Here is an 18,599-nt window from a genome sequence, read left to right as displayed (position 1 = left end):
TCGCGAATGATCGACTCACTTGTAAAATTCATTCGCGCGCAATACCGCACGGACGAATTCATTCCTCTGCATGCGCCGCTGTTCACGGGCAATGAGCGTCAGTATGTGGTCGACACCATCGAGTCGACGTTCGTGTCCAGTGTCGGCGCCTTCGTCGATCGCTTTGAGCGTGACATGCAGGCCTATACCGGGTGTTCCCGTGCGGTCGCCACAGTGAACGGCACTGCGGCGCTGCACGTTGCGCTACTGCTGGCGGGTGTGAAGCCAGGCGAGTTGGTCGTGACTCAGTCGTTGACCTTCGTCGCCACCTGCAACGCCATCGCCTACTGTGGTGCCACACCGGCGTTCGTCGACGTTGATCGTGAGACCCTGGGCCTGTCCCCCCGTGCGCTCGATGCATGGCTGGAGCAGGTGGCGGAGCGCGGTGACGACGGTCTGTGCCGCCTGCGCGAGGACGGTCGCATCATCCGGGCTTGTCTGCCGATGCATACCTTTGGTCACCCGGTAGCGCTGGTTGACCTTGTTCGAGTGTGCGAGAGGTGGGGGCTGGTGCTGGTCGAGGATGCCGCGGAATCGCTGGGCAGCTACTACCGGGGTCAGCATACCGGCACCTTCGGCGAGCTGGGTACCTTGAGCTTCAACGGCAACAAGGTCATCACCACGGGCGGCGGCGGAATGATCCTCGCCCGCGACGAGACGATGGGGAGTCGGGCCAAGCACCTGACCACCACGGCCAAGCGTGCGCATCCTTATGAGTACGTGCATGACGAGGTTGGCTACAACTATCGCTTGCCCAACATCAATGCGGCCCTGGGGTGTGCCCAGCTCGAGCAGTTGGATGGTTTCCTCGCCGCCAAGCGGGTTCTGGCGGAGGCTTACCGTGCCGAGCTGGAGGGCAACGAGGCCGGTCTGCAGTTCGTCGTGGAGCCTGAGGGTTGCCGTTCCAACTACTGGCTGAATGCCGTGGTCTGCCAAGATCTCGCACAGCGTGATGCGCTGTTGAAGGGGACCAATGAGGCGGGTGTCATGACCCGGCCGATCTGGGCTCTGATGAATCGCCTGCCAGCCTATACCGGGTGCCCGCGAGGCGACCTGGCAAACGCCGAGTGGCTCGAGGCGCGTGTCGTCAATCTGCCCAGCAGCGTACCCGTCCAGGAGACGGCATGAAGCGTCGGGTCGCGATATTTACCGGTACTCGCGCCGAGTACGGATTGCTTTACTGGCTGATTCGGGAGATCCAGGCCAGCGATGATCTGGAGCTCCAGCTCATTGCGGGTTGCATGCATTTTTCTCCTGAGTTCGGTGAAACATGGCGACAGATCGAAGCCGATGGTATCTCTATCGATGCCAAGGTGGAGATGCTGTTATCCTCCAACACCGATGTAGGTACGGCGAAATCCATGGGGCTTGGCACCCTGGGTTTCGCCGATGCACTGGATCGCCTGCGCCCGGACCTGCTGGTGGTGCTGGGCGACCGCTTCGAAGCCTTGAGCATCGCACAGGTGGCGTTGGTCATGCGCATTCCCCTGGTTCACCTGCATGGCGGGGAGCTGAGCGAAGGTGCCTACGACGATGCCATCCGCCATGCGATCAGCAAGATGGCCTACCTGCACTTCGTGGCGGCCGAGCCGTATCGCCGACGGGTCATCCAGATGGGCGAGCACCCATCCCGCGTGTTCAACGTGGGGGCGGTCGGCCTCGATCATCTCAAGCGAACCGAGCGGATGAGCCTGGTAGAGTTGCAGCAAAGCCTTTCGTTCGATCTGTCCAGGCCCTTCTTCATGGTTACCTATCACCCGGTGACTCTGTTGGAGGAAGATCCCGAAGCGAGCTTCGAGGCCTTGCTGCAGGCGCTCGATGCGTTTCCCGAGCATGCCGTGGTCATCACCTACCCGAATGCCGACAACGGCGGTAGGGCGATTATCCCCCGGCTGGAGGCTTATGCCGCGGCGCACCCGCAGCGGGTGCTGGCCATTCCGTCGCTGGGCTTTCGACGCTACCTGAGCGTGGTGCCCCGGGCGGCAGCGGTGATCGGCAACTCCTCAAGTGGCATCATCGAGGTGCCTGCATTCGGTGTGCCGACAGTCAACATCGGTGCTCGCCAGGCGGGGCGGCTGAGTGCGGAGTCGGTGCTCGATTGCGAGCCGACCAGGCAGGGCATCACCCAGGCAATCGAGAAGGTCTTGAGTCCGGCGTTCGCCGACGTTTGTCGGGATGTCGTGAACCCCTACGGACAGGGCGATGCTGCTGCATCGATTGCTCGTGTCCTCGAGACCTGCGACCTGTCCGGGCACAAATCATTTTACGATCTGGACTGATACATGAATCGAGAACATCAGGATTCGGTTTTCATCATTGCGGAAGCGGGCGTCAACCATAACGGTGAGCGCGAGCTGGCCTTCGAGCTGGTAGACAAGGCCGCCCAGGCCGGCGCCGACGCCGTCAAGTTTCAGACTTTCGATGCGCGCAAGCTGGCTTCGGCGACAGCGCCGAAGGCGGGCTACCAGAAAAATACCACCGATGCGTCCGAGAGCCAGCTGGCGATGCTGCAGAAGCTCGAGCTTCCACGTGCCTGGCACAAGGACTTGCAGGACCACGCCAAGGCGCGCGGCATCCAGTTCATCAGCACCGCGTTCGATGTCGATAGCCTCGATTTCCTTTGCGACCTTGGCATGCCCTTTTTCAAGGTGCCGTCAGGTGAGTTGACCAATGGCCCGCTGCTCTGGCGTTTCGCCAGGACCGGCAAGCCACTGGTGCTGTCGACTGGCATGGCAACGCTCAGCGAAGTTGAGCAGGGCCTGGCGATCGTCGCGCATGCGCTCGCCGACGTGCAGGAGCCGGCCAGCATGGCCGAGGTCTGGCGTTGCTGGGGCGATGCTGCTGCAAGGGCGCGGTTGCAGGGGCATGTCACCCTGCTGCATTGCACCTCGCAATATCCGACGCCCATGGAGGAGGTCAACCTTCGGGCAATGGATACCCTGCGCAATGCCTTTGGTCTCGAGGTGGGTTATTCGGACCATACCGAAGGCCTGCTGATTCCGCTGGCAGCAGTGGCTCGCGGGGCCCGGGTCATCGAGAAGCACTTCACCCTGGACCGTAATATGCCGGGGCCGGACCACAAGGCTTCGCTGGAGCCGGACGAATTGCGCCAGATGGTCGAGCAGATCCGTGCCCTGCAACAGGCGCTCGGGCTGGCTGCCAAGGCGCCGCAGCTCAGTGAGTGGGATACCCGTACCGCGGCACGCCAGCAAGTCATCGTGCTGCGTGATGTCGCCGCTGGCGAACGCCTCGAAAGGCAGGACCTCGGGACCGCCCGGACCGGTCGTGGCCTGGCTGCGACAACGCTCTGGGAGCGGGTCGGCACCTGTGCGAACCGTGCCTATCAGGCAGGTGAAGTCCTGGAATGAGTGACCAGCCAATGACGTCAGTGAGCCAGCCGCTGCCTATTGTCCTCCTGGGCGCGGGCGGTCATGGCAAGGTGCTGCTGGCGCTACTTCGCTCGCTGGGTCTCGAGGTCCTCGGCGTGTCCGACCCGCAGTTGGCGGGCAAGGTCGCGGACTGGCAGGGCATCCCGGTATTGGGTGGAGACGAAGCGCTCGATCACCTGGATCCCGCGACGGTCGGTCTGGTCAATGGCGTGGGCCAGGTGGTAGGTTCGTCGCGTCGTGCCGATATCTTCCATGCGTTGAGGGCGCGAGGTTTTCGTTTTCCCGCGCTTGTCCATCCGTCTGCATGGGTGGCGCCCGACGTGAAACTGGATGAAGGTGTCCAGATAATGGCCGGTGCGGTTGTGCAGCCTGGTGTCGAGATTGGTGCCAATTCGGTGATCAACAGCCGAGCCAGTGTCGATCATGACTGCATTATCGGCATGTGTGTACATGTGGCTCCGGGGGCCGTGCTATGTGGGGGGGTCAACGTGGCTTCCGGCGCATTCGTCGGTGCCGGTGCAACGGTTGTGCAGGGCCTGATGCTTGGTGAAAAGGCGGTGGTCGGAGCGGGTGCGACCGTCGTCAGGGACTTGCCTGGCGGGCATCTGATCATCGGCTCGCCAGCACGAATTCAGCCATCCCGATTCCTTTGATGGACGAGCGAACTATGAAACCACTGGATCAGAAAGTTTGGCGCAAGGCACTGCTCCCGCTGGGTGCAACCCTCCAGCAAGTCATTGGAAACCTGGATGCACTGGGTTTGCAGATCGTCATGGTAGTTGGGCCGGATGGTTCGTTGCAGGGTAGTGTCACTGATGGCGACGTTCGTCGAGGCTTGTTGCGCGGGCTCGACATGAACAGTCCGGTGGAGCAGGTGATGTCCCTGAATCCGTTGGTCGTGCCACCGGAAATGTCCCGTGAGGTGGTGCTCCATTTGATGCGGGCCAACAAGATTCACCAGTTACCGGTCGTGGATACCGAGCGCAAGGTGATCGGCCTGCACCTATGGGACGAAATCCTGGCGCCCAGCGAACGCCCCAATGCCATGGTGGTCATGGCCGGGGGCCTGGGCAAGCGCTTGCGTCCCTACACCGAGGAGTGTCCCAAGCCGCTGTTGCCGGTAGGGGGCAAACCCATCCTGGAGTTGATCATCGAGCGGGCGAAGCTGGATGGCTTTTCCAAATTCATCTTGTCAATCCACTACCTCGGTCACATGATCGAAGAGTATTTCGGTGATGGCAGCAAGCTGGGCGTCAATATCACCTACCTGCGCGAGGACTCCCCGCTTGGCACCGCAGGTGCCATCAGCCTGATCGATCCTCGGCCGGATGTTCCCTTCGTCGTCACCAATGGCGATGTGCTCAGCGACATCCGATATGGCGAATTGCTTGATTTCCACTTGCGACATGAGGCCATGGCGACTATGGCTGTGCGCCTGTACGAGTGGCAGAATCCGTTTGGCGTCATTCGTACGGATGGCATCAATATCGTGGGCTTCGAAGAGAAGCCCGTTCACAAGACCCACGTAAACGCCGGCATCTATGTACTCGATCCTCGATCGCTGGATGTGTTCGAGGTGGGGGGGCAGTGCGACATGCCGACACTGTTCGAGCGTTTGCAACAAAGGGGTGAAAGCACAATCGCTTTTCCTATGCATGAGCCCTGGCTGGATGTCGGTCGCCCCGACGACCTGCACCTGGCCCGTAGTAAGTATCTTGTTTGACTTCGAACTCTGGATGGAGACTTGTTTTGAAAATTACCCCTAGCGCATCGGTAGATCTGTCGAGATTCGCCAAGCCCACAGAAGAACTGGAAGTCTTCTACGGCCTGCCACGTGACGTAAAATTCTGCGTCAAGTGCAACATGTCGAATCAGCAGCCCATGTCGAGCAACGAGTATGCGCATGGCAAGGATTCGAAGAAGACCACGATGAGCTTCGACGAGCATGGTGTTTGTCACGCATGTAATTTTAACGAACTCAAGCGCAACGAAGCCGAGATCGACTGGGACGAGCGGGAGCGCGAACTGGTCGAGCTGTGCAACCGTTATCGCAAGAACGATGGCACCTATGACTGCATCGTCGGTGGCAGTGGTGGCAAGGACAGCGCCATGCAGTCACACTTGCTCAAGTACAAGTACGGCATGAACCCGCTGACCGTAACCTGGTCGCCGCACCTGTATACCGACATCGGCTGGAAGAACTTCCAGAATTGGTTGCACGTCGGTGGTTTCGACAACTTCCTGTATACCCCGAACGGCAAGATCCACCGCCTGCTCACCCGCAACGCGACGATCAACCTGCTCCACCCATTCCAGCCGTTCATCCTTGGTCAGAAAACCTTCGTCGCGAAGATGGCCGCGCAATTCAACATCCCGCTGATCTTCTACGGGGAAATGCCGGGCGAGTATGGCGAGAAGATCTCCCACAAGACTTCCAGCTATGCATCTGCCAGTCAGGCTGCCGAGAGCGAAGGTTTCACCCTCGACTACCTGGGCGGTCGCGACGTTCGCGACGTGCTGCTGGGGGGCAAGGAAATCGGCGCTTACATGGATGAAGGCGTGCCGCTGGTCGACCTGGCTGGCTACCTTCCGATGCCGCCTGATGTTCTCGAGCGCAAGGGCATCGACTTCAAGTACCTCGGTTACTACAAGAAGTGGGTTCCGCAGGAGGCTTACTACTACGCGGTGGAAAACACCGGTTTCGAGGCCAACCCGGTACGTACCGAAGGTACCTATTCCAAATACAACAGCCTTGATGACAAGGTCGACGGGTTCTTCTACTTCACTCGCTGGATCAAGTTCGGCGTCGGCCGCACAATGATGGATTCGGCTCAGGAAATCCGTAACCACCATATCGACAAGGAAGAAGCCGTCGCGCTGATGCAGCGTTACGAGGGCGAGTATCCGTCGCGTTATGAGAAAGAGTTCCTGGACTACATCAGCATGACTCGCGAAGAGTTCCTGGAAACCTGCGACCGCTTCCGTTCGCCGCACCTGTGGCACGTCGTCGATGGTGAGTGGAAGCTGCGCTACACCCCTTGGAACCCACAGGGAACCCGTTGATGAGCAACGTTCGACTCATTGCCCGCCTGGATGTCAAGGGCAAAAACCTGATCAAGGGCATTCACCTGGAGGGCCTGCGTATCATCGGCTCTCCTGGCGAGCACGCCCAGCGTTACTACGAGCAGGGTATCGACGAGCTGATCTACATGGATTGTGTTGCGAGCCTGTATGGTCGCAACAGCCTGGGCGACTTAGTCGAGCAGACCGCCCGCAACGTCTTTGTGCCGATGACAGTCGGGGGTGGCGTGCGTTCCGTGGATGACGTGCGCGAACTGCTGCGCCGTGGCGCCGACAAGGTGGCGGTCAATACCGCTGCCGCGCGCCGTCCGGAACTGATCAGTGAAATCGCCAACGCCTTTGGCAGCCAGTGCATGGTTCTTTCCATCGAAGCCAAGCGCAAGCCTGGCGGATGGGAAGTCTTCACCGATAACGGCCGGGAGTTCACCGGGCGCGATGTGATCGAATGGGCTCAGGAAGCCGCTTCGTTGGGGGCTGGCGAGATTCTGCTGACCTCGGTCGACCAGGAAGGCACCCGCAAGGGCTATGACCTCGACCTGGTAAAGGCGGTGAGCGCGTCGGTCGGTATCCCGGTCATCGCTAGCGGTGGCATGGGCAGTTCCCAGCACGCGGTCGATGCGATTCACAGCGGCGCGGATGCCATCGCCATGGCTGACTTGCTGCACTACAAACGGTCTAGCATCGCGCAGGTGCGCGAGGACGTTTCGGCGGCGGGAATTCGGGTGCGAGTCTATGAGTGAAGTGGTAACGGTAGTTGATTACGGCAGGGGTAATCTGTTCAGCGTGCAGCGCGCGCTGGAGCACTGTGGCGCAGAAGTCAGGCTGGTCTCGGACCCTGAAGAACTGAGCGGCGTCGACAAGTTACTGCTTCCGGGCGTTGGTGCCTTCCGTGACGCCATGCAGGCGCTGGCCGCGCGGGGCATGGATTGTGCGATCAGGGACTACGCCGCCAGTGGCAAGCCGCTGTTCGGCATCTGTCTGGGCATGCAGTTGCTGCTTGACAGCAGCGACGAGTTTGGCCAAAGCAAGGGGCTTGGGTTGATTCCGGGGCGGGTGCAGGCCATTCCAAATCAGGATGGCACGGGTGCAAGCCTCAAGGTGCCGCACATCGGTTGGTCTGAACTGTGCCTTGGCGCCGAGCGCGAGTCGTGGGCCGGTAGCTTGCTCGAAGGCCTCGTGCCCGGACGCAGTGCCATGTACTTCGTGCACTCTTACATGGTGGTGCCGGACGCGGCCCAGCACCGTGTTGCCGATTGCCGCTACGGCGATATCGCCATTTCCGCCGTCATCCAGCGGGACAATATCTGGGGGGCGCAATTCCACCCAGAGAAAAGTGGCGAGGCCGGCCTGTCGATCCTGCGTAGGTTCGTTGCATTGTGATGAAGATTCTTGCTGTGGTTCCGGCCAGGGGGGGATCCAAGCGCCTGCCGGGCAAGAACATCAAGGTGCTGGGCGGCAGGCCGCTGATTGCCTGGACGATCGAGGAGGCGCGTGCCAGCGATGTCTTGCTGGATATCGTGGTCTCGACCGACGATGAGGCGATCGCCGAGGTCGCTCGCATCCATGGTGCCAGCGTTCCGGGCTTGCGCCCCGAGCAACTGGCCACCGACACGGCCAGCAGTGTGGACGTGGTATTGCATGCCTTGGACAGCTACGAGACGGTGCATGGTGAAGTGGATGGTGTGATGCTGTTACAGCCAACATCGCCGTTTCGCACACGACAGTCGATCCGCAAGGCGCTGGAACTGTTCCAGGCCCAGCCCTCGCGGCCGGTGGTCAGTGTATGCGCCGCCGCCGCCCATCCTGCATGGTGTTTCCGCCTGAGCGGCGACTCGCTGGAGCCGTTCCTAGGTTGGGATTTCCTCACTCGGCGTTCGCAGGATCTGCCGCCGGCCTACACGCTGGATGGTTCGATCTACCTGATCTCGCCGGCGCTACTGCGTGAGACCAGGCGTTTCGTGATGCCCGGAGTCGTGCCAATGGTGATCACGGATGCGTTCGAATCCCTGGATATCGATACGCCCGACGACTGGGACATGGCGCTCAATGCGCTGGAGCGGCGGTCCCTACCTGAAGGCGGTGAAATTGACTGAGTGATCTGATTTGCGATGACAGCAAGCCAGTGGGCTGCCTCTAGCGTTGTGAGAGGTGGCCGCTGGCATTTTTATGCGGAAAAAAGGCGCTCAGGAGTGACGGGGCATGCCTACATCCAGCAGTTGGGCGATATGCCAGGTGAGCACGATATATGAGTTTGAGAGGGGTAGGGGGCAAGGCGATCATCTATGCGGCGGCCAATGGCGTGGGCTCGGGAGCGCAGTTGCTTCTGGTGTTGTATTGCGCCTACATCCTCGCCGGTGAGTCACTTGGTGTTCTGACGCTCTTCATCGCGATGGTCGCCCTCGCCACTCAGGTGCTCGGGCTTGGGCTCACTGCATCTTTCCAGCGAGACTTCTTCACCGCACCGTCGCATTTGCGTCCCGTATTCCTGTCGACGATCGTCTGGGTGGTGGTGCTCGTCGGTTGTGCGCTGATTCTGTTGGCCGCCGGTGCGGGGCTGGCGCTTTACGCCTGGCTGGAGTCACCCGGGTTGCTGGTGGTTGCTTTGCTGGGGGCGCTCGGCCAGGCACTGCAGCAGTTTCTCCTGATCACCTGGCAGTCGGAGGATGCCGCGCTCGACTATGCCAGGTTCTTCCTAGTGTTCTGCGTGGCGCAACTAGGGGTACCGATCGGTCTGATCCATTGGGTTGACATGGGCTGGCAGAGCGCCGTGACCGGCCAGGCGCTGGTGTTCTGCGGCAGCGGCTTGCTGTCGTTGTTGATTCTGCGTCGCAAGGGGTACCTGACCTGCCGCATCGACAAGGATTATCTGCGTCGTTCGCTTGCCTACGGCTTGCCGTTGGTCCCGTACCAGTTGGCCGGCTGGGGCATGGCAATGCTGGATCGGTTCCTTATCACCGCGTTCAGTGGCGTTGCCGTCGCAGGCTACTACGCCCTGGCATTCCAGGTGGCCCAGGTGATCAACATTGCATCCAGTGGTTTCGTCCAGGCCTTCACGCCTTGGCTGTATGCCGCGCTGGGGCGTCAAGATGACCGGCTAAGGCCGCAGATCGGCCGGTTGGTGGCGCTCTACGCCATGGGATTGGCAGTGCTTTGCGGGGTGGGTTATTTGTCATTCAGGGTCTTTGCCGATATCATCGCCCGTCATTCATACCAGCAGGCCATCCTGTATGCGCCCTGGCTGTTCCTGGCCATGTTTTTCAATGGCATGTATCGCATCGTGAGTTGTTTCACGTTGTTCCATGGCAGCACCGGTCGACTGGCGCTGATTACGCTGGGAGTGGCGGTTACCAGCGTGCTCCTGAACGTCACGCTGCTTCCGGTCCATGGTGCGATCGCTTCGGCCTGGATCGTTTCCCTGTCCTTTGGCCTGTTGTTCGGATTGACGCTCCTGACCGAAATGGCAAGGACACGAGTCTGACAAGGGGCGCTTCCATTCATTCCCGGGATTGCCACCTGCCATGAGCCCGGGCAGCAGCGTAGGGCAGTCGAGAGGTAAAACCATGAGCATGGAGTACGTCCTCCTAAAGGACGGCCGGCGCTTTTCGCTTGATGAGCTGCGCTCACGTTATTCGCTGAGTATCTTCCAGGTCGAGCATTTCTACGCCGTTTGCGAATTCATGGCGGCGCGCGAAGCGCTGTCGCCGATCGAGCACAAGGCGCTGGTCAACCTTTACGCATTGAAGTCCTCGCGCGTCAGGAACCTCGCGGCGCTCGCGTACTTCCTGCAGACGGAAGCGGACACTTGCAAGCGTGTTGCCGTCCATGAGGATGGCATCGAAGTATTGCAGGCTTTCGTTCCCCAGCAGTCTCAAGAGCGTGTGTCCCAGGGGCCTTGGCGAGCGAGCTACATCACTCGTGCAACTGTGCTGTTCATCGTGTTCAAGGCTGTCCTGCACAGACTGTTCCGGCTCTTCGACAGGGCTTCCGGCGTCTCGGCGTCGATGGTTCGCGGCTGGGTCGACGTTACCGCGTCGATGTACGGGCAGGAGATGACCGACTCCCGGGTGCGACTCTACCCGTTCCCTTATGGCGTCCTGCGTCAGTGGCGTTTCTTGCGCGACTGTCGGCGACGGGGGCTGGATGTAACCTTGTCCGGGTTGCCCTATGGCGCGCCGAAGGTTCTGCGCATGCTGCTTTCGCGGCAGCCCTCGGCGCGCCTGGTGGTCGCCGCCGAGGTTCAAGCCTACCAGCGATATGCCAACGAGTTGCTGGCCCAGGGCGTCGAACGGGTATATACCAGCGACGAGTTCGAGATCGCCGCTGTGGCGCTGTACGAGACACTGCTCGCCCAAGGCGTGAGCGTGGTCAATACTGCCCATGGCGTCGGGTTGTATGCTCCTTATGTTGCCTACAGCGAGTTTCGCGGTGTGAACTTTGCCCAGGCGGACTTCTATCGCCTGCGCTACCCCTCGCTGCATCCTCAGGTCCGTGCGGGCAAGAACACACGGCTGGGCCTGGGAACTGTTGATGAAGTGCGTGAGCTTCCCCCCTCCATCGTCCTGATCGACCAGAACTTCGCCGATTTTCATTGCCTGGCCGAAGCGCAGGCGCTGAACAGCATCCGCGAAAGCCTGGAACGACTGAGCGTGGATTGTGCGGTGCCGTTGTTCGTCAAGGTGCACCCCAACAGCAAGGACGAGCAGGTCGAGCGTCCGGGGCGGGCGACACTGGCCAGGACCTGGGAGATGCTCGCGGGATATCGGCCGATTTTCGTCACGGTCAATTCGACGGCCTGGTATGACGTCCAGGGCTACGGCCCGGTACTGGTCTGCGATGAGCGGTCTTTCTTCCCGGAAATCTACTTTGGTAGTGATCTGGAGCGTTTCAGGCTCGAAGACCTCGAATCCCGAGTCCAGCCCTTGTTCGACCCTGCCAGGTGGTATGACGCCGCCAAATGCCATGAGCGAAGAGGGGTGTCGCAGTCATGAGACGACTTCTGGTGCGCCTGCTGACCTGCTTCCAGTTAGCGCTGTTTTATCGATTCAGACGTGTGGGCAAGCATGTACGCCTGGGGCGGGGACTTTTTGTCCTCCCTCGGCGGGTGAGTATTGGCGACTGGTGTTATATCGGCGCCCGCAGTTATCTCGATGGCGATATCGTGATCGGCAGTTTCACCATGCTGGCCAATAATGTCGCCATCGTCGGTGGCGACCACGCCTACGCCACCCCCGGCGTGACAATGCGTGATGGCGGTCGCGAAGCCTGGAAGCAAACGGTGATCGGGCGCGACGTGTGGATCGGGCATGGGGCGATCATTCTCAATGGTGTGACGATCGGCGATGGCGCGATCGTTGCGGCCGGATCGGTGGTCACTCGTGATGTAGAAAATTTTTCCGTTGTTGCTGGCAACCCTGCTCGGCACATAAAATGGCGTTTTGACCAAGCTGGGCAAACCCTGCATTCAGCGATGTTGGTGAGGAAGACTCAAGGTGTTTAAGTCGAAGAAACTTCTGATTACGGGAGGAACCGGCTCGTTTGGCAATGCCGTTCTCAAGCGTTTCTTGCATACCGATATTGCGGAAATCCGTATTTTCAGCCGTGATGAAAAAAAACAGGATGATTTGCGCAAGCGTTATTCCAGCAGCAAGTTAAAGTTTTATATCGGTGATGTTCGCGACTACCAGAGTGTTCTTGGCGCGACCCGTGGAGTTGACTACATCTTTCACGCGGCGGCGTTGAAACAGGTCCCCTCCTGCGAGTTCCATCCCATGGAGGCGGTCAAGACCAACATTATCGGTACCGAGAACGTGCTCGAGGCCGCGATCCAGAACGGTGTTCGTCGCGTGGTCTGCCTGAGTACCGACAAGGCGGTCTATCCGATCAATGCCATGGGTATCTCCAAGGCCATGATGGAAAAGGTCATGGTTGCCAAGTCCCGTGGCCTCGAAGAAGCGGGCACGGTCATTTGCGGAACCCGCTATGGCAACGTCATGGCGTCCCGTGGCTCGGTCATCCCATTGTTCGTCGAACAACTTCGCCAGGGCCTGCCGCTTTCCATTACCGATCCGGGCATGACCCGTTTCATGATGACCTTGTCCGACGCCGTCGACCTGGTGCTCTATGCGTTCGAGCACGGCAGCAATGGCGACCTGTTCGTGCAGAAGGCGCCTGCGGCGACGGTCCATACCCTGGCCAAGGCCCTGACCGGACTACTCGGCAAACCCGACCACCCGATCAATGTCATCGGTACCCGCCACGGCGAGAAGCTGTTCGAGGCATTGCTCAGTCGCGAGGAGATGGCGTGTGCCGAGGACCGTGGCGGTTATTACCGTATTCCTCCGGACCTGCGCGACCTGAACTACAGCAAGTTCGTCGAACATGGCGAGGAGCGTATCAGCCAGGCGGAAGATTACAACTCACACAATACCCAGCGCCTCGACGTCGCCGGCATGGAGGCGCTGTTGATGAAACTGGAGTTCATTCGTGCGATCCAGCGTGGTGAACACGCTTCGCCCGAGGAGTGATCGCTTGAACGTGTTGATCACCGGCGGCAATGGGTTCATCGGCCGCAACCTACAAAGCCACCTGCACGCACGCAACGACGTCCATATGATCTGTCACGACCGGTGCGTGCCGCAGGCGTTGTTGGCCCAGGTTGCAGCGGCTGACTTCATTTTCCATCTGGCCGGCGTCAACCGGCCGGACGACACCGCCGAGTTCGCCACGGGCAATGCCGACTTCACCTCGCGACTGTGTGACGCGATCCTGGCCTCGGGCAGGCGTATTCCGGTTGTCTACAGCTCGTCGATCCAGGCGCTTGCCGACAATCCCTATGGCCGCAGCAAGCGTTCGGCCGAGCAGGCCCTCGCCGACCTGGCAGCCCGTCAGGGCGGGGCAGTACATGTATTCCGTCTGCCCAACGTCTTCGGCAAGTGGGCGCGCCCGAACTACAACTCGATGGTCGCCACTTTTTGCCACAACATTGCCAATGGCCTGCCCATTCAGATCCATGATGTGAACGCCGTGGTGAACCTGGTCTACATCGACGATGTGGTCAGGCACTTCATCGGCCTGATGGATGGCGTGTTGCCTGACGACCTGGCAGATGAGGTCAAGCCTGTGTACTCCACCACCGTAGGTCAGGTGGCGGAACTGCTGGAGGCCTTCCGCGACAGCCGCTCGACCCTGACCACGGAGGCGGTGGGCACGGGCCTGGCGCGCGCGCTTCACTCCACTTATCTCAGCTACTTGCCCGCGCAAGCCTTCAGCTACGAGCTGCCAGGTTATTCCGACCCGCGTGGAACCTTCGTGGAGATGCTCAAAACCCGGGACTCAGGCCAGTTCGCCTATTTCACCGCGAAGCCCGGGGTCACCCGGGGCGGGCACTACCATCACACCAAGACCGAAAAGTTCCTGGTGATCCGCGGCAGCGCCCGCTTCGGCTTCCGCCACATACAGAGTGGCGAAACCTATGAATTACATACCGATGGGGAAAAGCCCGTGATCGTCGAGACGGTTCCCGGCTGGACCCATGATGTGACCAACATCGGTGACGACGAATTGATCGTGATGCTGTGGGCCAACGAAGTGTTCGACCGCCAGAATCCCGATACCTACGCCATGCCCGTACGCTCCTCCGGCGAATGAGAGGGGCTAAGAGATAGTCATGAAAAAGTTGAAAGTGGTTACGGTCGTCGGCACTCGCCCGGAGATCATCCGCCTGTCGCGCGTCATCCACGCCCTGGACCGTCACTGCGACCATGTCCTGGTGCATACTGGGCAGAACTACGATTACGAGCTGAATGAAATCTTCTTTCAGGACCTGGGCATCCGCAAGCCGGACCACTTCCTGAATGCAGCCGGCAACAATGGCGTCGAAACCATCGGCAACGTGATCATCGCCGTGGACAAGGTCCTCGAGGTCGTGCGTCCGGAAGCCTTGCTGATCCTCGGTGACACCAACAGTTGCATGGCCGTCATCCCGGCCAAGCGCCGCAAGATCCCGAGTTTCCACATGGAGGCGGGGAATCGTTGCTTCGACATGCGTGTTCCCGAGGAAATCAACCGGCGCATTGTCGACCACACCGCAGACATCAACCTCACTTACAGCGCCATCGCCAGGGATTACCTGCTGGCCGAGGGGCTGCCTGCGGACCGTATAATCAAGACCGGCAGTCCGATGTTCGAGGTGCTCGGGCACTATCGCGAAGGCATCGCCGCCTCGGACGTTCTCGAGCGCCTGGGCTTGAGCGCTGGCGGTTTCATGGTGGTCAGCGTCCATCGCGAAGAGAACATCGACTCCGAGCAGAACTTCCTCAAGCTGGTCGCCATGCTCAATGGCGTCGCCGAGCGCTATGACATGCCGATCGTGGTGTCCACTCACCCGCGCACACAGAAACGCATCGATGCCCTGGCGGTCGAGTTCCATCCCAATGTGAGGCTGCTCAAGCCGCTGGGCTTCAAGGACTACAACAAGCTGCAACTCGAGGCTTACGCGGTTTTGTCCGACAGTGGCACCATCAGCGAGGAAGCCTCCATCCTGAACTTCCCCGCACTGAACCTTCGCGAGGCGCACGAGCGTCCGGAGGGCATGGAGGAAGCGGTGGTCATGATGGTGGGCGTCGAGCTGGAGCGGGTGCTCCAGGGGCTGGAGATCCTAGCTGGCCAGGCCCGCGGCGAGCAACGTGACCTACGTCTGGTCGCGGATTACAGCATGCCGAATGTTTCCGAAAAAGTAGTCCGGATCCTACATAGCTATACCGACTATGTGAACCGGGTCGTATGGAAGCGGTATTGAGTCGCGCCATGGATGACAACAAGTTGCGTATTCTGGTGGTAACCCAGTACTTCTGGCCCGAAAACATGCGGATCAATGATCTGGTCAGCGATTTTTCCGCGAAGGGGCACGACGTCACCGTTCTCACCGGCCTGCCGAACTACCCGGAAGGTAAGGTCTTCGGAGCTTACGCCCGGGAGCCAGAAAAATTCCGGCGCTATGCCGGCGCGAAAATCATTCGCGTGCCAATGATTTCCCGTGGCAAGCGGGGTTTCCGCCTATTCCTGAATTACCTGTCGTTCTTTACCAGCGCCTCCGTCATCGGTTCCTGGAAGGTGCGCGGGCGTGAGTTCGATGCGATCTTCGTCTTCGCGGTTTCCCCGATCATGGCCGCGATACCGGCCATCGTCATCGGCCGCTTGAAGAAGACGCCGGTGTTCATCTGGATCCTGGACCTGTGGCCGGAAACCCTGCGTGCCGTGAATGTGGTGCGCAACCCGAAGGTGCTGGGTGTCGTGGGCAAGTTGGTGTCCTGGATCTACAACCGAGCCGACTACCTGCTGCTGCAGTCCCACGGCTTTTTCGAAAGTGTCAGGGAGAATTGCACCCGCAGCATCGCCAGCGAGCGCCTGGTGTATTTCCCCAGTTGGGCGGAAGACGAGTTTTCCAACGCGCTGCCTGACACCAAGGCACTGATCGACAGCGATCCTTCCACCTTCACCGTGGTGTTCGCCGGCAATCTGGGCGAAGCGCAAGATTTTCCGGCGATCCTCGATGCCGTGGAGATGCTCCGTGGACAGGTTTCCGTGCGCTGGGTGATCGTGGGTGACGGTAGGGTCAGTGGCTGGCTCGCCGAACAGGTGAAACTGCGTTCGTTGAATAACGTCCATCTGCTTGGCCGTCACCCGCTGGAAGCCATGCCCGGGCTGTTCGCGCGTGCTGATGCACTACTGGTTTCGCTGAAGACTAACAGCGTTTTCGAAAAGACCATTCCAGGCAAGGTCCAGGCCTATCTCGCATCCGGGCGACCGGTGCTGGCAATGATCAATGGCGAAGCGGCTCGAGTGATCAACGAGTCCGGCGCGGGCCTGGCCTGTGCGTCCGGCGACTGGCGGGGACTGGCCGAGATCACCCGGACCCTGGCGCAAAGCTCGACTGAGCAACGGCAAGCGATGGGCATGGCAGGTAAGGACTACTACCAGGCCAATTACTCCAAGCCGGCGCTGCTTTCCCGTCTGGAGGAGTTGTTCCGGGTTGCCACGCTGCGCAGGCGCACGCAATGACGGCCGGAACGGTTTTTTTGACCGGAGCCAGCGGCTTCGTCGGCCAGGCATTGCTGCGCCGCCTGCTTGATGATGGCGTTGCGGTGACGGCTGCCGTGCGCGACGGGGGCACCGTAACGGACCCGCGGGCTGACCGCTTCGTCTTCGCCAGCCTGACGGACGACAGTGACTGGCAGGCCGGGCTCGCCGGGCGTGAGGTGCTTATACATGCCGCGGCCCGGGTGCACGTGATGAATGATCGCGAGGCGGATCCGCTGGCCGCGTTCCGCCGTGTCAACGTCGACGGCACGCTGGCGCTGGCGCATGCAGCCGTCGCGGCGGGGGTCAAGCGCTTCATTTTCATCAGTTCGATCAAGGTCAATGGCGAAAGTACCAGCAACCGCGGGCCCTATTGTGCGGATGATGTGCCGGCCCCCCGGGATCCCTATGGCATCTCCAAGCTGGAGGCAGAGCAGGCCCTGCTTGCATTGGGGCGCGAGAGTGGTCTAGAGATCGTGATCATCCGGCCGGTGCTGGTCTATGGCCCGGGGGTCAAGGCCAACTTCCGTGCCATGATGCGCTGGGTGAATAGAGGGCTGCCCCTGCCCCTGGGCCTGATCGACAACCGTCGCAGTCTGGTGGCGCTGGACAACTTGGTCGATCTCATCGCCACCTGCCGGTTGCACCCTGCTGCTGCTGGCGAGGTATTCCTGGTGAGCGATGGAGAGGATCTTTCCACTTCTGCGCTGTTGCGGCGCATGGCTGCTGCCTTGGGCAAGCCCTCGCGGTTATTGCCGGTCCCCGTCGCGTGCCTGCGCCTGGGTGCTTCACTGCTGGGTAAGCGCGGCGTGGCCGAGCGCCTGTGTGGTTCGTTGCAGGTCGATATCGACAAGACCCTCGATCTGCTCGACTGGACGCCCCCTCTTGCGGTCGATGACGCATTAAAGGTCACCGCGCGACAGCTTCAGGATGGTTCTCGTTGATGAGCGTTTTCTGGTTTGGTCCTATTGTATTGATTCTCTCCTTTGGCATGACCGGCGTATTGCGTCGCTATGCCCTGGAAAAGAGCATCATGGATATTCCCAATGCGCGAAGTTCGCATTCGGTCCCCACGCCTAGAGGCGGTGGCGTAGCCATCGTGCTGGCCTTCCTGGTGTCCTTGCTCTCGCTGGCGATCGCTGGTTTCGCCGATACCGCGACCCTGCTTGCCTGTGCGGGGGCAGGCGGGCTGATCGCCATCGTCGGCTTCATGGACGATCATGGGCACATCGCTGCCCGCTGGCGCCTGCTGTCCCATTTTGCCGCCGCCGCATGGTCCCTGATCTGCCTGGGGGGCATGGCACCGCTGCAGTTCTGGGGCATGCAGGTCGATCTTGGCTGGTTGGGAGCGCTACTGGCCGCAGTCTATCTGGTATGGCTTCTCAATCTGTACAACTTCATGGATGGCATCGACGGCATCGCCAGCGTCGAGGCGATCACGGCCTGCCTTGGTGCCAGCCTGCTATATGCGGTGGCGGGCCACGCCGGGCTGATGGTGCTGCCGTTGATGCTGGCTGCAGCCACCGCCGGGTTCCTTGTGTGGAATTTCCCGCCGGCACGGATCTTCATGGGAGATGCCGGGAGTGGCTTCCTTGGCATCATCCTCGGTATCTTCTCGATCCAGGCGGCCTGGGCGTCGCCCGTACTGTTCTGGGGCTGGCTGATCCTGCTGGGGACATTCATCGTCGACGCCACCTTCACTCTCCTGCGTCGGCTGGCGCGGGGGGACAAGGTCTACGAGGCTCATCGCAGTCATGCCTATCAGTTCGCTTCGCGACGGAATGGCCGGCATCTGCCCGTGACCCTGGCGGTGGCGGCGTTGAACGTGTTCTGGCTGCTGCCCGTGGCCTTGAGCGTGGTGGCCGGGCTCGTGGATGGCGTTGTCGGCTTGTTGATAGGGTATGCGCCCCTGCTGGTGCTGGCGGTGCGTTACCGCGCAGGAGCCTTGGAGCGCAACGGAGCATAGCCGGTGATCGAGGCAATGCCTCTGTCAGGTAACTATCTGCTGTATAG

General features: G+C 60.6%; 17 protein-coding genes and 2 pseudogenes. All 19 read left to right on the top strand.

The annotated features are described in order from the left end of the window. Positions 1–6: 6 nt before the first annotated feature. The 19 genes and pseudogenes from C3F42_RS08735 to C3F42_RS08650 all read left to right on the top strand — a co-directional run bounded on the left by C3F42_RS08735 (position 7) and on the right by C3F42_RS08650 (position 18,552). Positions 7–1,167 (top strand): LegC family aminotransferase, encoded by a 1,161-nt coding sequence (locus C3F42_RS08735; protein ID WP_094010717.1) that lies wholly within the window; start codon positions 7–9, stop codon positions 1,165–1,167. Further along, the gene (neuC, locus tag C3F42_RS08730; RefSeq protein ID WP_094010716.1) at positions 1,164–2,318 is read left to right on the top strand and encodes a UDP-N-acetylglucosamine 2-epimerase; all 1,155 of its coding nucleotides are present in this window, start codon (positions 1,164–1,166) and stop codon (positions 2,316–2,318) included. The genes C3F42_RS08735 and neuC overlap by 4 nt, the downstream gene beginning before the upstream one ends. A gap of 3 nt (positions 2,319–2,321) precedes the next feature. Continuing rightward, positions 2,322–3,407 carry an N-acetylneuraminate synthase gene (gene neuB / locus C3F42_RS08725; protein WP_094010715.1) on the top strand — a complete coding sequence of 362 codons (1,086 nt, stop codon included), beginning with the start codon at positions 2,322–2,324 and terminating at the stop codon, positions 3,405–3,407. After that, positions 3,404–4,081, top strand: a complete 678-nt coding sequence (locus C3F42_RS08720; protein WP_232888241.1) for an acetyltransferase — start codon at positions 3,404–3,406, stop codon at positions 4,079–4,081. The genes neuB and C3F42_RS08720 overlap by 4 nt, the downstream gene beginning before the upstream one ends. A 14-nt stretch (positions 4,082–4,095) precedes the next feature. Further along, positions 4,096–5,151 (top strand): nucleotidyltransferase family protein, encoded by a 1,056-nt coding sequence (locus tag C3F42_RS08715; RefSeq protein WP_094010713.1) that lies wholly within the window; start codon positions 4,096–4,098, stop codon positions 5,149–5,151. A gap of 26 nt (positions 5,152–5,177) precedes the next feature. After that, a complete protein-coding gene (locus tag C3F42_RS08710) occupies positions 5,178–6,491 on the top strand; it encodes an N-acetyl sugar amidotransferase (protein WP_094010712.1) in 1,314 nt (437 codons plus the stop codon). Further along, complete coding sequence (hisF, locus tag C3F42_RS08705) at positions 6,491–7,249, top strand: imidazole glycerol phosphate synthase subunit HisF (RefSeq protein ID WP_094010711.1); 759 nt, start codon at positions 6,491–6,493, stop codon at positions 7,247–7,249. Before C3F42_RS08710 ends, hisF begins: the two co-directional genes overlap by 1 nt. Further along, the gene (hisH, locus tag C3F42_RS08700) at positions 7,242–7,889 is read left to right on the top strand and encodes an imidazole glycerol phosphate synthase subunit HisH (RefSeq protein ID WP_094010710.1); all 648 of its coding nucleotides are present in this window, start codon (positions 7,242–7,244) and stop codon (positions 7,887–7,889) included. Before hisF ends, hisH begins: the two co-directional genes overlap by 8 nt. Next, complete coding sequence (locus C3F42_RS08695; RefSeq protein ID WP_094010709.1) at positions 7,889–8,602, top strand: cytidylyltransferase domain-containing protein; 714 nt, start codon at positions 7,889–7,891, stop codon at positions 8,600–8,602. Before hisH ends, C3F42_RS08695 begins: the two co-directional genes overlap by 1 nt. Before the next feature lie 152 nt (positions 8,603–8,754). Next, positions 8,755–9,987 carry a lipopolysaccharide biosynthesis protein gene (locus C3F42_RS08690; RefSeq protein ID WP_094010708.1) on the top strand — a complete coding sequence of 411 codons (1,233 nt, stop codon included), beginning with the start codon at positions 8,755–8,757 and terminating at the stop codon, positions 9,985–9,987. A gap of 82 nt (positions 9,988–10,069) precedes the next feature. Further along, a complete protein-coding gene (locus tag C3F42_RS08685; RefSeq protein WP_094010707.1) occupies positions 10,070–11,497 on the top strand; it encodes a hypothetical protein in 1,428 nt (475 codons plus the stop codon). Continuing rightward, positions 11,494–11,667, top strand: a pseudogene (locus C3F42_RS30215) (hypothetical protein); the annotation flags it as partial. The gene C3F42_RS08685 and the pseudogene C3F42_RS30215, both read left to right, overlap by 4 nt. A 114-nt stretch (positions 11,668–11,781) precedes the next feature. Further along, positions 11,782–11,946, top strand: a pseudogene (locus C3F42_RS30210) (DapH/DapD/GlmU-related protein); the annotation flags it as partial. Positions 11,947–11,998: 52 nt separating this feature from the next. Further along, a complete protein-coding gene (locus tag C3F42_RS08675) occupies positions 11,999–13,033 on the top strand; it encodes a polysaccharide biosynthesis protein (protein WP_094010705.1) in 1,035 nt (344 codons plus the stop codon). A 4-nt stretch (positions 13,034–13,037) separates the two neighbouring features. Beyond that, positions 13,038–14,156, top strand: coding sequence for an NAD-dependent epimerase/dehydratase family protein (locus C3F42_RS08670; RefSeq protein WP_094010704.1), 1,119 nt, complete (start codon positions 13,038–13,040; stop codon positions 14,154–14,156). 19 nt (positions 14,157–14,175) lie between these two features. Further along, the gene (gene wecB / locus C3F42_RS08665; RefSeq protein ID WP_104444275.1) at positions 14,176–15,306 is read left to right on the top strand and encodes a non-hydrolyzing UDP-N-acetylglucosamine 2-epimerase; all 1,131 of its coding nucleotides are present in this window, start codon (positions 14,176–14,178) and stop codon (positions 15,304–15,306) included. 8 nt (positions 15,307–15,314) lie between these two features. Then, positions 15,315–16,568, top strand: a complete 1,254-nt coding sequence (locus C3F42_RS08660; protein ID WP_094010702.1) for a glycosyltransferase family 4 protein — start codon at positions 15,315–15,317, stop codon at positions 16,566–16,568. Then, positions 16,565–17,530 (top strand): SDR family oxidoreductase, encoded by a 966-nt coding sequence (locus C3F42_RS08655; protein WP_104444274.1) that lies wholly within the window; start codon positions 16,565–16,567, stop codon positions 17,528–17,530. Before C3F42_RS08660 ends, C3F42_RS08655 begins: the two co-directional genes overlap by 4 nt. Continuing rightward, positions 17,530–18,552 carry a glycosyltransferase family 4 protein gene (locus tag C3F42_RS08650; protein WP_094010700.1) on the top strand — a complete coding sequence of 341 codons (1,023 nt, stop codon included), beginning with the start codon at positions 17,530–17,532 and terminating at the stop codon, positions 18,550–18,552. The genes C3F42_RS08655 and C3F42_RS08650 overlap by 1 nt, the downstream gene beginning before the upstream one ends. The last annotated feature ends 47 nt before the right edge of the window (positions 18,553–18,599 follow it).

Source organism: Pseudomonas sp. PONIH3, from assembly GCF_002934345.1.
Classification (GTDB): Bacteria; Pseudomonadota; Gammaproteobacteria; order Pseudomonadales; family Pseudomonadaceae; genus Aquipseudomonas; species Aquipseudomonas soli.
Note: the sequence above shows the minus strand (reverse complement) of the source record. Positions and strands in the feature narration are given on the sequence as shown.